At 71.3% G+C, this 12,907-nt stretch carries 11 protein-coding genes; 5 read left to right on the forward strand and 6 right to left on the reverse strand.

The genetic code is table 11. The features are described 5' to 3' along the window. The first annotated feature begins 73 nt into the window (after positions 1–73). On the forward strand, positions 74–1,276 hold the full coding sequence (locus BLW32_RS06300; RefSeq protein WP_068740995.1) for an MFS transporter: 1,203 nt from the start codon (positions 74–76) through the stop codon (positions 1,274–1,276). A gap of 46 nt (positions 1,277–1,322) precedes the next feature. Here BLW32_RS06300 and BLW32_RS06305 read toward each other — a convergent pair whose 3' ends face one another. Further along, positions 1,323–2,960: an MFS transporter gene (locus tag BLW32_RS06305; RefSeq protein ID WP_068740996.1), complete on the reverse strand. Its 1,638-nt coding sequence runs from the start codon at positions 2,958–2,960 to the stop codon at positions 1,323–1,325. 73 nt (positions 2,961–3,033) lie between these two features. Here BLW32_RS06305 and BLW32_RS06310 point away from each other — a divergent pair, with 73 nt between their 5' ends. Further along, positions 3,034–3,939 (forward strand): sigma-70 family RNA polymerase sigma factor, encoded by a 906-nt coding sequence (locus tag BLW32_RS06310; protein WP_068740997.1) that lies wholly within the window; start codon positions 3,034–3,036, stop codon positions 3,937–3,939. A 150-nt stretch (positions 3,940–4,089) separates the two neighbouring features. Here the strand turns inward: BLW32_RS06310 and BLW32_RS06315 are convergent, their stop codons facing one another. Continuing rightward, entirely contained in the window at positions 4,090–5,691 is a 1,602-nt protein-coding gene (locus BLW32_RS06315) for a dolichyl-phosphate-mannose--protein mannosyltransferase (RefSeq protein ID WP_175546286.1), read from the reverse strand. A 15-nt stretch (positions 5,692–5,706) separates the two neighbouring features. Here BLW32_RS06315 and rsmI point away from each other — a divergent pair, with 15 nt between their 5' ends. Further along, positions 5,707–6,549, forward strand: a complete 843-nt coding sequence (gene rsmI / locus BLW32_RS06320) for a 16S rRNA (cytidine(1402)-2'-O)-methyltransferase (RefSeq protein ID WP_074850391.1) — start codon at positions 5,707–5,709, stop codon at positions 6,547–6,549. Here rsmI and BLW32_RS27420 read toward each other — a convergent pair. Then, complete coding sequence (locus tag BLW32_RS27420) at positions 6,522–7,025, reverse strand: hypothetical protein (RefSeq protein WP_175546287.1); 504 nt, start codon at positions 7,023–7,025, stop codon at positions 6,522–6,524. The two genes, rsmI and BLW32_RS27420, sit on opposite strands and share 28 nt — an antisense overlap. Before the next feature lie 35 nt (positions 7,026–7,060). Further along, complete coding sequence (locus BLW32_RS06330; RefSeq protein WP_068741233.1) at positions 7,061–8,164, reverse strand: aminodeoxychorismate synthase component I; 1,104 nt, start codon at positions 8,162–8,164, stop codon at positions 7,061–7,063. A 172-nt stretch (positions 8,165–8,336) separates the two neighbouring features. Between BLW32_RS06330 and BLW32_RS06335 the strand changes: the two genes are divergently transcribed. Next, complete coding sequence (locus tag BLW32_RS06335; RefSeq protein WP_068524278.1) at positions 8,337–8,609, forward strand: hypothetical protein; 273 nt, start codon at positions 8,337–8,339, stop codon at positions 8,607–8,609. Here BLW32_RS06335 and BLW32_RS06340 read toward each other — a convergent pair. Then, positions 8,566–9,858 carry a DUF998 domain-containing protein gene (locus BLW32_RS06340; RefSeq protein WP_068740999.1) on the reverse strand — a complete coding sequence of 431 codons (1,293 nt, stop codon included), beginning with the start codon at positions 9,856–9,858 and terminating at the stop codon, positions 8,566–8,568. The genes BLW32_RS06335 and BLW32_RS06340 overlap by 44 nt on opposite strands. Before the next feature lie 160 nt (positions 9,859–10,018). Between BLW32_RS06340 and metG the strand changes: the two genes are divergently transcribed. Next, complete coding sequence (gene metG, locus BLW32_RS06345) at positions 10,019–11,569, forward strand: methionine--tRNA ligase (protein ID WP_068524280.1); 1,551 nt, start codon at positions 10,019–10,021, stop codon at positions 11,567–11,569. Between the two features lie 47 nt (positions 11,570–11,616). On the opposite strand, the gene BLW32_RS06350 is transcribed toward metG, so the two are convergent. After that, positions 11,617–12,804: a DUF7373 family lipoprotein gene (locus tag BLW32_RS06350; RefSeq protein WP_068524281.1), complete on the reverse strand. Its 1,188-nt coding sequence runs from the start codon at positions 12,802–12,804 to the stop codon at positions 11,617–11,619. Positions 12,805–12,907 lie beyond the last annotated feature (103 nt).

Consider the following 12,907-nt stretch of genomic DNA (forward strand, 5'->3'; position numbering starts at 1 on the left):
TTCGGGGCCGGATCAACGCCGCGTTAACGCCCCCGATGCGGGTCTTGACGCGTTCTTAGCGGATGATGATTCGGTGAACTCAGCAGCTTCCGCGCCCGCGCCGCAGCGGGTACCGCCGGAGGTCTGGGTCCTCGTGGCCGCCAGCTTCGTGATCGCCCTCGGCTACGGCGTCGTGGCGCCCGCGCTGCCGGCCTTCGCCCGCACCTTCGACGTGGGCATCGGCGCCGCCTCCGCGGTCGTCAGTGCGTTCGCGATCATGCGGCTGGCCTTCGCCCCGGCGACCGGACCGTTGGTGAAGGCCTTCGGCGAGCGCTGGATCTACATGACGGGTCTGCTCATCGTCGCGGCGTCGACCCTCGCGGTGGCCTTCGCGCAGAGCTACTGGCAGCTCATGCTGTTCCGCGGGCTGGGCGGCGTCGGCTCGGTGATGTTCACGGTCTCGGCGATGGGCCTGATGATCCGCATCGCGCCCGCCGAGATCCGCGGCCGGGTGAGCGGCGTGTACTCGTCGAGTTTCGTGCTCGGCGGCATCTGCGGCCCGCTGCTGGGCGGCGCGCTCGTCGGCTTCGGCCTGCGGGTGCCGTTCGTCGTCTACGCCATCGCGCTCGTCGTCGCGACGCTCGTCGTGGGCATCGCACTGCGCGGCAGCACCCTCGCGGGACGGGAGGAGGCCTCCTCCGAACCGGGCACGACGGTGCGCGAGGCCCTCGCGGACTCCGCCTACCGGGCCGCGCTCTTCACGTCGGTGGTGTTCGGCTGGGTCTACTCGATGCGGGTCTCGCTGCTGCCGCTGTTCTTCGCCGCGGTGCTGGACCAGCCCGCCGCGATCGCCGGCTACGCGCTGGCCGCGTACGCCGCCGGCGACGTGCTCGCCATGTTCCCCGCTGGCCGCGCGTCCGACCGGTACGGCCGCCGGCCGTTCATCGTGACCGGCATGCTCGTCATCGCCGTGGGCACGGTGGCGCTGGGCTTCACCGATTCGGTGCTGGTGGCCTTCCTCGTCACCGTCGTCGCCGGGATCGGGACGGGCCTCGTCGCGCCGACGATGCAGGCCTCGCTCGCCGACGTGCTGCAGGGCAAGGGCCGCAGCGGCGGCGCGCTCTCGGCGTATCAGATGGCGCAGGACGCGGGCACCATCTCCGGGCCGTTGCTCGCCGGCGCGATCGCCCAGTACCTCGGCTTCACCTGGGCCTTCGCCATCACCGCGGCCCTGTGCGTCCTCGCCGCCATCGCCTGGATGTTGGCCCGCGAGACCCGCGTCGCCGCGACGGTCTGACGCGCGTCGCCCTCGCAGCCCGGACGCAAGCTCAGCGGAGCCGTCTTCACGGTCGCGTCCGCCGTGCCTCTGTGCGGCCTCGGTGCAACGAAGCGATGACTCTCGAATTCTGTCCGGTCCGGACACCGGGTCCGGACCGGACAGCTTCCGAGAGCCCGATCGCGTCGCAGGAATCGGGACTGCTCGACTCGTTCGCAGGCTGGAAGGCCCACCACGCGACGGCACTCACGAGCAGCAGCGCAGCGCTGCATGTCAGAAGTGCGACCTCGAATCCGGCGGCGAAGGCGGCCGACGCGCTGCCCTGCAGGGAATGGGGGAGGTTGCGGATCAGCCCGCTCACTGGGGCGCCTGTGTCGACTCCGCGCAAGGAATCGACCGGGATACTCCATTGTGAGCGCGTCATCGACGCGCCCAACATACCGATCCCGGTGAGGCCTAGGACAGTCCCCAGTTGTCTGGACGAGTTGACCAAGGCGGACGCTGTCCCAGTGGCCTCGGTGGGAATTCCTCGCATCGCGATCTGCGTGACTCCGGGAACAATCAGTCCGAACCCGACGCCGGCGAAGACGTACCCGGCGGCCGCGACCGAGAAGCTGCCGACACTGACCGTGCTCGCGAGGAGGGCGAAGCCCACGGCCCCGAGCCCCCCGGCCCATGCGATGGTCGTACGCGGTGCGATCAGCCGCTGAATCCGCCCCGCGGCTTGCGCGACCACGAGGAAAGGAGCGTTCATCAGCAGCCAAGACAGCCCCGTGCGTACAGGGGACCAGCCCTCCACGTTCTGGAAGTACAGCGTTACGTAGAACAGCGCACCGCTGAATCCGCCGTAGGCGAGAAGGTAGGCGATGCACGCGCCGACGAATGAGCGACGGATGCGGAGTGCCCGGGGTACGAATGGTGACTCTGCGAAGTGCTGCTGAATTCCGAAGCAGACGAGGACGCAGAAGCCCGCGAGAGACCAGGACAGCCCTACCGGGCGAGAACTCGTGGGGCCGGCGACACTCGTGAGCCCGTAGGTGATCAGCCCGAGGCTGCACGCGAGGAGAGCCAGCCCCACGACATCGAATGCTCCACGCGCCTTCGCCACGTGGCGGGATGGCACCGCGAGGTGGACGAGCAAGGTCGTTAGCGCCACGATCGGGACGTTGATCCAGAAGATCACAGGCCACCCGCTCACAGCCAGGAGCAATCCGCCGACGATTGGCCCCGCCCCGAACCCGGTGCCACCGATGGCCGCCCACCAGCCGATCGCCCGAGCCCGGCGTTGCTGCTCGGGATGGATCTCGGTGAGGAGGGCGAGGGCCAGGGCGATTACGGCGCCGCCGCCCGCGCCTTGCACGATTCGAGCCGCGATCAGGGCAGCCGCAGAAGCGGACAACGCGGCCCCGATGGAACCGGCGGCGAACACCGCGAGTCCTGCCTGCAGACTCGTTCGACGGCCTGCGCGGTCTCCGACCGCGCCTGCGATCGGGATGAACACGGTGAGCCCGAGTGCGTAGCCGGTGACCACCCACTCGAGAGCGGCAGGGGATGTCCCCAGGGTTCGCTGGATCGTCGGCAGTGCGACGTTCACGATCGTCACGTCGAGCTGGATGAGGAATCCGGCGAGGCTCAGCGCGATCAAACCGGGAATGCGGCGGCTGGTGTCCATTGTCTGCGCGGGGGCTACGTCGAGGCGCTGCATGTTCGCTCCTGTCACGTCCTGTGATGATCGGGTGTCATAGGAGGTGACACACCGACCACCGAGGACGTGACCGATGGATGCAGACGCCGAGCTCGCCGCACACTTCGAGAGCAGCCGTACCCGGCTGACTGCGCTGGCCGCCCGGATCCTCCTCGACCGCAGCGCGGCTGAGGACGTGGTGCAGGAGGCTTGGGTGCGGTTGAGCCGTCCCGGTGCGACCGAACTGGGCACCATCGTCAATCTCGACGGTTGGATGACGACGGTCGTCGTCCGGACGAGTCTCAATGCGCTCCGAGCGCGTAGTGCCCGGCCAGAGGACCTCGTCGGCGGATTCGGCGAAGACCTCGCAATACGCCATGAGGGTTCGGCATCCCCTGAGGATCACGCGGTCATAGCGGAGCAGGTCGCTTTCGCGCTCGAACTCGTGCTGCGGACTTTGACGCCGCCCGAGCGTGTCGCGTTCGTCCTGCACGACTCGTTCGGAGTTCCCTTCGGGGACATCGCGGAACTGCTCGACAGGTCGGTGGACGCGACTCGTAAGCTCGCCAGTCGCGCACGATCACAGGTTCACGCGCTGGACGCTTCGGAACTCGAGACGAATCCTGCCGCGCGGCGCAGCGTCGTCGACGCATTCTTCGGTGCTGCGGCCCGAGGCGATCTCGCAGCGTTGGTCGAGGTGCTCCATCCTGAGGTCACGTTCCATGCTGACGGCGGAACGTCGCGCCCCGACATGAACGCGAATCTTCAGGGCCGTGGAGCGGTGTCACGCCGCGCGGCGGCATTCGCAGTCCCCGACGCACAGCTCGAGGCCGTCGTCATCAACGGTTGTTGCGGGGTGGTCGTCAGGCGGAATGCGGTTCCGCTCGCCGCGATGGCTTTCACAGTGCTGGGCGGGCGGATATTTCAGATCTACTCGCTACTCGACGCTGTGCGTGTGGCGGAATTGGTGGCGACGTTGCCGCACGACCATCGGTCGTAGCCCGACGAAACTCGGCGTGTGGCACTCCCGGAACCTGTCCCGGTCCCGACGCCCGTGTCCGAACCGGACAGAATTCGAGAGTCCCGTTGCAGCGTGGACGTGGACCTCCGCCCCGGCCTGCCGGGCCGCCGCCCCCCCCGCCCTCCGGCCCTACTGCCAGCTGGGCAGCCAGAGCTCGAGGCGCCACCACCACATGGGGATGGGCGTGGCGGTGAGGATCGGCCAGAGCCAGGCGAAGTTGAGCACCACGATCGTCGCGTAGAGCACCACCAGCCAGCGGCCGAGCTGCAACCGCTCGAAACCGAAGTAGCGGGCGCGGCCGTCCAGGCCCAGCACCTCGCGGCAGATCAGCGCGATCATGATGCACAGGAAGGGCATCAGGGTGAGCGCGTAGAAGTAGTACATCTGCCGGTCGAGGTTGACGAACCACGGCAGGTAGGTCGCGAAGTACATGGTCACGGGCGCCGCGTAGGCCCAGTCCCGCTTGACGAACATCTTCCACAGCGCCCACAGCACCACCGGCAGCGCGATCCACGTCAGCGCCGGCGTGCCCACGGCCATCACCGCGCGCACGCACGGCCCGTCGCCGCACATGCCGCCCGACTGGTCCGCGGTGTAGTGGTAGAGCATCGGCCGCAGACCCATCGGCCAGGTCCACGGCTTCGACTCCCACGGGTGGTGGTTGCCGGCGGAGTTGGTCAGGCCGTCGTGGAAGTCGAGGATCGTGGTCTCGTAGAAGAACAGGGACCGCAGCGCCGCGGGTATCCAGCCGAACGGCCCGCCCTCGCCGACCTGGCTGCCCACCGCGTACCGGTAGACCGACGTCTCCGACGAGAACCACGGCCAGAAGGTGCCGAGGTAGACCAGGACCGGGACCACGCCGAGCGACATGCCCGACGGGATCAGGTCGCGCAGCAGCACTCCCCGCCACGGGCGCAGCACGCCGTACTCGCGGCGGTTCGCCACGTCGAAGGCCAGCGACAGCGCCAGGACGCCGATGAGGAAGTAGAGGCCCGACCACTTCACGCCGCACGCCAGGCCCACCATGATCGCGGCGGAGAACCGCCACCAGCGGAAGCCCAGCCGCGGCCCGTACAGCGAATCGGTGATCCGTCCCTCGAGGGCCGCGCGGTGCAGCCGCTCCCGCATCTGGTCGCGGTCCACGAGGATCATCGAGAAGGCGGCGAAGCCGAAGAACACGAGGAAGATGTCGAGCAGCGCGACGCGCGAGGAGACCATCGTCAGGCCGTCGCAGATGAGGAACAGGCCGGCGAGGCCGCCGATCAGCGTCGACCGCGACAGCCGCCGCGCCGCGCGGATCACCAGGAAGACGAGCAGCGTGCCGCACACCGCCGACATGAACCGCCAGCCCAGCGGGCTGTAGCCGAACAGCCACTCGCCGATCGCGATCATCCACTTGCCCACCGGCGGATGCACGATCAATCCGAAGCCGGGGTTGTCCTCGATCCACTGCCCGCCGGAGAGCACCTGCCAGCCCTGCGGCGCGTAGTGCTTCTCGTCGAAGACCGGGGTCTGCACCGGCGTGCTGCCGATGAAGCCGGTGTTGCTGGGGTAGCCCAGGTTGAAGAACCGCGTGGCCGCCGCGACGGCGGTCAACACGAGCGTCACGGTCCAGCCGAAGGCGCGGTCGGTGGCGCCGAACACGGCGGGCGGGAGCCGCGGGCCCGGGCTCACCATCTCGCGGTCCTCGCTACGCCCCTCGGGCATCGCCACAGCTGTCACGCGACCCATCGTAGGGTGTGTGCTGTGGGAGCAGAGGACGCGCGCGGGGCACTGATCGTCGCCGGGGTGCCGATGGGCAACCCGGGTGACGCCACGGCGCGGCTGGTTTCCGCGCTCGGCGATGCCGACGTCATCGCCGCCGAGGACACCCGCCGGGCCCGCTCATTGGCCGCCTCCCTCGACGTCGAACCGCGCGGCCGGATCCTCAGCTTCTACGACCACAACGAGGCCGGCCGCATCCCGCAGCTCCTGGCCTCGCTCGACGCCGGAGAGACCGTCCTGCTCATCACCGACGCCGGCATGCCGTCGGTCTCCGACCCCGGGTATCGCCTGGTCGCGGCGGTCGTCGAGGCCGGGCACCGGGTCACGTGCCTACCGGGGCCATCGGCCGTCACCACCGCGCTGGCCCTCTCCGGGCTGCCCGTCGAGCGGTTCCTGTTCGACGGTTTCGCCCCGCGCAAGTCCGGTGCCCGCCGGTCGTGGCTCACCGAGCTGGCGACGGAACGTCGCGCGGCGGTCTTCTTCGAGTCGCCGCACCGCCTCGCCGAGACCCTCGCCGACGCCGCGGAGGTCCTCGGAACCGAGCGTCGCGCCGCGGTGTGTCGCGAGCTCACCAAGACCTACGAGGAGGTCCGCCGGGGCACGCTGGGCGAGCTCGCCGCGTGGGCGGCCGACGGGGTGCGCGGCGAGATCACCGTCGTGGTCGAGGGCGCCGCCGCGGTCTCGGCGAACCCGGAGGACCACGTCGCCGCGGTGCTGCGCCGCGTCGAGGCGGGAGAGCGGCTCAAGGACGCCTGTGCCGCCGTCGCGACCGAGACCGGCGCCTCCAAGCGGGAGCTCTACGAGGCGGCGCTCGCCGCCCGCTGAACCCCGTCCGTCCCGGGCGCCGACGCCGGCCGGGTCAGGATCAGGCGCAGCAACCCGACCACGACGATGCCGCCGACCGCGAGGTCGAGGTAGTGGCAGGCCATCGCGCCGAGGTAGGTGGGGCCGCCCCACGCGTTGACGGTGAAGTTCGGGTCCAGCCCGGCCAGCACCTGCACGCCCGCCCGGAAGGCGGCGAAGACCAGGAGGAACAGCAGCGGCGCCGCCAGCAGCAGCCGCGCCGGCGTGAGGGCGGGCCTGCGGGGCGGCCACCGTCGGACCCGGATCCCGAGCACGAGGAACGCCCCGACCACCGCGACCACCGCGTGCTGCGGCCACGCCGCGGTCCACGGCACGAAGCCGGCGACGACCGGGTCGCGCCGGGTGTAGAGGTACCCGCCGACGGCGAGCCCGGCGGCGAAGGCCACCGCCAGGGCCAGCAGGAAGCGGCGTAGTGCGGGGGAGCGGAGGTCGATCATGCGGCCAGTGTCGCGGCCCGCGGCGCGGGGCGGCGTCACCCGTGCGAGGGAGATCCGCGGTGACCGACGATCGACGCCGCCTTGTCGAGGCACTCGCGCCACTCCGCGTCGGGCTCGGAGTCGATGGTGATACCGCCGCCCACGCCGAGCCGCAGGGCGCCGCCGCGCGCCTCGACGGTGCGGATCGCGACGCTCAGGTCCAGGCCCGTCAGCGGGTGGTCGATGCCGATCGCGCCGCAGTAGGTGCCGCGCGTGTGCCGCTCCCACGCGGTGATCCGGGCGCGGGCGGAGAGCTTCGGGGTGCCGGTGACGGACGCGGGCGGGAAGGTCGCGTCGAGCAGGTCCGCCCGGGTGGTGCCGGGCCGCTGCCGCGCGGTCACCGTCGACACCAGGTGCCAGACCCCGGGCGCGGGCTCGACGCGCAGCAGCTCCGGCGTCCGGACGGTGCCGGTCGCGGCGACGCGGCTGAGATCGTTGCGCACCAGGTCGACGATCATCACGTTCTCCGCGACGTCCTTGACGCTCGCGCGCAGGTCCTCCGGCGGCCGGGTCAGCGGCAGCGTGCCCTTGATGGGCCGCTCGACCAGGACGCCGTCGCGCTCGGTGAGGAAGGTCTCGGGGGAGAAGGAGGCGACGGCGCCCCAGTCGCCCTCGAGGTAGGCGGCCTTGCCGGGGCGGGTGGCGGCGGCGATGTCGGCGAACAGGTCCAGCGGGTCGCCGGTGAGGGCGCCGTCGAACCGGGTGCACACGTTCACCTGATAGACGTCGCCCGCGCGGATCGCGTCCTGGCAGGCGAGCACGGCGGCGCGATGATCCGCCCGGTCGGGCGGGGTCCACGTGGCGGCCCACGGCCGCGGGGCGGGTGCGGCGTGGGGGAGGGGGAACGCCGGGTCCGTGCAGGTCCACCGGCCGTCGCCGTCCAGCAGAAGCAGCGGCCCGGGGTCGCCGCCGAGGATCTCCGGGACGAGGCGGGGCTCGTCGGTGGTGTCCGGGTATCCGACGATGCCGAGCCACGGCGCACCGTCGGGCGCGACGCCGGGAGCCAACCGCGGCGACGGCGCGATCACGGCGCGGAAGCCGCCCCACGCGCCGAGCAGCGCGGCGGGCCGGTGGCCGCGCTCGCGGAGCGCCCGCAGCATGTCGACCGGTTGCACCGCGCCATCCTGTCACGGCCCCGCGCGGCGATCTCGGGGAGGAATGGGGGTTTCACCGGATGTGCCCGGACGGGTCGGGCCGGAAGAGTGGGTCTCGGCCGGCGGATCTCTCCCACCCACCCGATCCGCCCGCCACCCGAACCACGGAGGAGGAGCGATGAACCCGGTGATCGACGGCGGCACGGACCTCGGCGGGCGACTGGCCTGGGTGCACGTCGCCCACGGCGAGCGCAGCCAGGTCCGGTTCTACGCGGAGGGCGAGTACGCGGGTACCGCCACTGCGCTGCCGACCGTCGACACCGAGGTCATCGGCGTGGACTACGACGTGGTCTACGTGCGCTACGGCCGCGACATCGCGCGCTTCCGCCTCGACGAGTCCGGCGCCGTCATCGCGCTGGACGCGGTGCCGGCCTCCGTCCTCGCCGGCTGACGAGCAGCGCGACCCCGGCGCCGATCACCCACGCGATCACCGGGTACATCGCGATCCGCTCCGCCAGTCCGGCCCAGCCGGCGGTCATCGCCACCGACGTCGCCGCGAAGCCCGCGATCCCGACGGCGCCGCACAGCACCGCGGCGCGGCCCGCCGTCCGGTGCGTCGCGCGGAGCGACAGCCCGAGCAGGAGCACGCCGACCGTCGGCGCAGGGCCGCTGAACACCGCGACCGCCATGTGCGCCGCGGGGTAGAGGTCGCCCGGCGTCAGCGCGGCCCCGATCTTGCCCAGTCCGCCCACGCCGAGGAGCGTCGCGCCCGTGGCCGCGAGCCGGCCGGGCGGCAGCAGCGGCCGCAGGAGGACGGTGCCGGCGAGGAGCGCCACGCCGGTTCCGGCGAAGCCGAGGTTCATCGCGAGGTGCCAGGGCGAGCACACTTCCGTGTGGTAACCACCCACGTCGGCCGGGGCACAGCCGACCATCCCGAGGTCGCTGACCATGTGCCGCACCGGGCTGTAGCCGTTCGTCACGCCCGCCATCGCGATCCCCTGCCCGACGAAGAAGACCGCCGCGCCCGCCCAGCAGGCCGCGCCCGCGACGACCCGGTCCGGCGGGCCGCCCCAGCGCAGCCCCAGCCCCAGGACCGCGCCGAGCACCGCGGCGATCGCGTGCTCGTCGTGCAGTGCCAGCAGCGCGACCGCCACCGCGGCCAGGACGCCTATCGCGATGCGGCCGGTCCGCGCGGACAGCGGAGCCGCCGCGACCGCCGCCGTGACCGCGAGCGTCATCGTCGCCAGCGAGCTGCCCGCGCCGTCGGGGAAACCGACCGCGAGCGCCAGCAGGTTCCCGAGCACGCCGCCGGCGACCCAGACCACCGGCCCGAGGACGGCGGGCAGCGCGGCCGCGCCGCCCGCTCGTTCCGGGACGCCGGTACCGCCGCCGAAGACGCGGGCCGCGAGGAGCGCGGTGACCACGAGGGTGACGAGGTTGAAGCCCATGCCCCAGGCGCCGCCGCCCTGGATGAGAAAGGACGTCCCGATCCGCCACAGCTCGCCACCGTCGATCGCGGAGGCCGAGCGTTCCCAGGCCCGTTTGAGGCCGGGAAGCAGGAGTTGGGCCGCCGACCCGGCTACGGCGACGACGATGAGAGCCGCCGGCCACCGCGGGCGTGGTCGCCGCGCCGGAGGTGCGAGCCGGAGGATCCGCCAGGAGGCGAGGAAGAGGAGTCCGTAGAGGAAGCTGAGTGTCATGTCCGATTCCGTTGCGTGCGCTTGAGGTTCCCTCCGGATGGTGCCCCCTCCGCGGTGCCGGACGGAATCACCCGGAAGGAGGAGATCGCCCGCGCGGCTCCCCGCGGTCGGCGATTCCGCCCGGAACACGCTTGCGGTGCACCGATAAGCTGGGCGCACCATGGCTGCAGACAAGGCTTTCTACATCACCACGGCGATCGCCTACCCGAACGGCGTGCCCCACATCGGGCACGCGTACGAGTACATCGCCACCGACGTGATCGCGCGGTTCCAGCGACTCGACGGTCACGAGGTCTTCTTCCTCACCGGCACGGACGAGCACGGCCTCAAGATGCAGCAGACCGCGGCCAAGGAGGGCATCGAGACCAAGGCCCTCGCCGACCGCAACGCCGCCGCCTTCGAGGCGTTGCAGCGCGCCGTAGGCTCGACCTTCGACCGGTTCATCCGCACCACCGACGCCGATCACTACGAGGCGTCGAAGGCCATCTGGCAGAAGATGGTCGACGCCGGCGACATCTACCTGGGCAAGTACTCGGGTTGGTACTCCGTGCGCGACGAGGCCTACTACGCCGAGGACGAGACCACCGTCACCGAGGACGGCACTCGCGTCTCCACCGACACCGGCACCGAGGTCGAGTGGACCGAGGAGGCGTCCTACTTCTTCAAGCTGTCCGCCTACCAGGACCGGCTGCTCGCGCTGCTCGAGCGCGAGGGCGGCTACCTCGAGCCCGCGACGCGCCGCAACGAGATCGTCAGCTTCATCAAGGGCGGCCTCAAGGACCTGTCGATCAGCCGCGACACCTTCGACTGGGGCGTGCCCGTCCCCGGCGACCCCGACCACGTCATGTACGTCTGGGTCGACGCGCTGACGAACTACCTCACCGGCGCCGGCTACCCCGACACGGAGTCCGAGCAGTTCCAGCGCTTCTGGCCGCCGAAGCTGCAGATCATCGGCAAGGACATCATCCGGTTCCACGCCGTCTACTGGCCCGCGTTCCTCATGAGCGCCGGGATCGAGCTGCCCGAGCGGGTCTTCGCCCACGGCTTCCTGTTCAACAAGGGCGAGAAGATGAGCAAGTCGGTCGGCAACGTCGTCGATCCGCACGCCCTCATCGCCGAGTACGGCCTCGACGCGCTGCGCTTCTTCCTGCTCCGCGAGGTCAGCTTCGGCCAGGACGGCAGCTACAGCCACGAGGCCATCGTCGGACGGATCAACGCCGACCTCGCGAACGAGCTCGGCAACCTCGCGCAGCGCTCGCTGTCGATGATCAACAAGAACTGCGCGGGCACGGTCCCCACCCCGGGCCCGTTCACGCCCGCCGACGAGGCCCTCCTCGCCCGGGCCGACGGCCTGCTGGCGACGTCCCGCCGGCACGTCGGCGACCAGGCGCTGCACCTCTACCTCGAGGCGATCTGGGAGGTCCTCGCCGAGACCAACCGGTACTTCTCGGCCCAGGAGCCGTGGAAGCTCAAGGCGAGCGACCCCGAGCGCATGGGGACGGTGCTCTACACGACAGCCGAGGTGGTCCGCCAGGTCGCGTTGCTGCTGCAGCCGGTGATGCCGGAGTCGGCCGAGGAGCTGCTCACCCTGCTGGAGCAGCCCAAGGACCGGCGCACGTTCGAGGCCGTCGGCACCCGTCTGGCCGCGGGCACCGCGCTGCCCAAGCCGCAGGGCGTGTTCCCGCGGTACGTCGAGCCCGAGCCCGAGTAGCCGCGGAACCTCCGCCGGACGCGGGTCTTCCGCGCCCGGCGGCGAAGCTACGGCGTGGTCGCGAGGATGGCGAACTGCGCGGCGGCCTTCTGCCGGGCGACGGACGCGTTGCTGTCGTAGACCGAGGCCACGTAGCGCCCGACGGGGATCCAGCAGTAGGTGAGCTCACCGCCCGTCATGCACTTCACCGTGGGCAGCTGGGGAATGCCCGCGACGGCGGGGTTCTTGCCAGCGATGGTCTGCACCATCGTGGTCGCGGCCGCCGCGTCGCGCGTGCGGTGGACGATGCTGCCGCTGCCGGTGTTGCCGAACAGGTCGATGCCCGCGGCGCGATAGGTCTCCGTCTTGGTGATGTCCGGGATCCGGTGCAGTTGCCCGTTCCACGTGTACCAGTTCTCCTGGAGGGTCGGATCCTGGGAGTCGGTCGCGGGGAGGGCCCGCGAGAGGATGCCGTCCTTGTCGACGTCGAGCTTGCGGATCTGGTCGACGGCGGTGGGCGTGAAGGCCTTGAGCTTCGGCAGCTCCAGACCGTAGGCCTTGGTCACGAACTGCGCGCCCTGGTCCGTGGTCGGCCCGGTGCCGCTGACGTTCACGACGAAGGGCCCCTGCGCGACGTAGGCGTCGACGGTGCCGGGCTTGAATTCGGAGGCCAGCACCTCGGGCGCACCGTCGACGGTGACCCGGACCTTCGGCGCGGCGGCGGTGGCCGTGCGGATGGCGTCGACGGCCTGCTTCGCGGCATCGGGGGTCTCGAAGCGGTAGAGGCCGATGCGCACGGCGACGGTCGGCTTATCGAGCGCGTCGCCGCGCGTGGTCGTCATGCCCACGCGCATCTTGTTCGCCTGGAACGCCCGGGCCGTCGCGTCGGGCACGCGGCTGCGGAGGCCGTCGCCGACGAGCACCGGGTACGACCGCAGGCCCGCGCCGCCGATGATGAGCCGCGGGTCGACCTCGTTGGCCTGGATCAGCGCCTCGTCGCCCATCCGGTTGCCCTCCACGACCCAGGACCGGTTCTCGGAGGCGGTGATCGTGCGGGTCTTCGACGGGAAGGCGCCGTAGTCCAGGCCGGCGGGGACCGGCACCGTCGTACCGGCGGGCGCGCTGGGTGCCGCCGACGACGAGACGGCGGGCGAACCCGACGAGGGCGCGGCGACGGGCTCCCCGCCGGTGGTATTGCAGGCGGCGAGCACGGCGACGCCGGCGACGACGGCACAGGCCTGGACGGACTTCTTCATGCGTTCTCCTCGGTCGGTCACCGCACGAGCACACCAGGTGCGCCTTCGCGGCTGCTTAACGAAGTATTAAGTACGGTCCCCGGCGCGGGCCGCGCGGAGGTAC

The sequence above is a fragment of the Tsukamurella tyrosinosolvens genome, assembly GCF_900104775.1.
Classification (GTDB): Bacteria; Actinomycetota; Actinomycetes; order Mycobacteriales; family Mycobacteriaceae; genus Tsukamurella; species Tsukamurella tyrosinosolvens.

What these genes read in the sequence shown, in the direction of transcription:
- BLW32_RS06305 (WP_068740996.1), bottom strand. Translation starts at nt 2,960, where the DNA reads ATGCAGCGCCTCGACGTAGCCCCCGCGCAGACAATGGACACCAGCCGC.
- BLW32_RS06310 (WP_068740997.1), top strand. Translation starts at nt 3,034, where the DNA reads ATGGATGCAGACGCCGAGCTCGCCGCACACTTCGAGAGCAGCCGTACC.
- BLW32_RS06315 (WP_175546286.1), bottom strand. Translation starts at nt 5,691, where the DNA reads ATGGGTCGCGTGACAGCTGTGGCGATGCCCGAGGGGCGTAGCGAGGAC.
- BLW32_RS27420 (WP_175546287.1), bottom strand. Translation starts at nt 7,025, where the DNA reads ATGATCGACCTCCGCTCCCCCGCACTACGCCGCTTCCTGCTGGCCCTG.
- BLW32_RS06330 (WP_068741233.1), bottom strand. Translation starts at nt 8,164, where the DNA reads ATGCTGCGGGCGCTCCGCGAGCGCGGCCACCGGCCCGCCGCGCTGCTC.
- BLW32_RS06335 (WP_068524278.1), top strand. Translation starts at nt 8,337, where the DNA reads ATGAACCCGGTGATCGACGGCGGCACGGACCTCGGCGGGCGACTGGCC.
- BLW32_RS06340 (WP_068740999.1), bottom strand. Translation starts at nt 9,858, where the DNA reads ATGACACTCAGCTTCCTCTACGGACTCCTCTTCCTCGCCTCCTGGCGG.
- metG (WP_068524280.1), top strand. Translation starts at nt 10,019, where the DNA reads ATGGCTGCAGACAAGGCTTTCTACATCACCACGGCGATCGCCTACCCG.
- BLW32_RS06350 (WP_068524281.1), bottom strand. Translation starts at nt 12,804, where the DNA reads ATGAAGAAGTCCGTCCAGGCCTGTGCCGTCGTCGCCGGCGTCGCCGTG.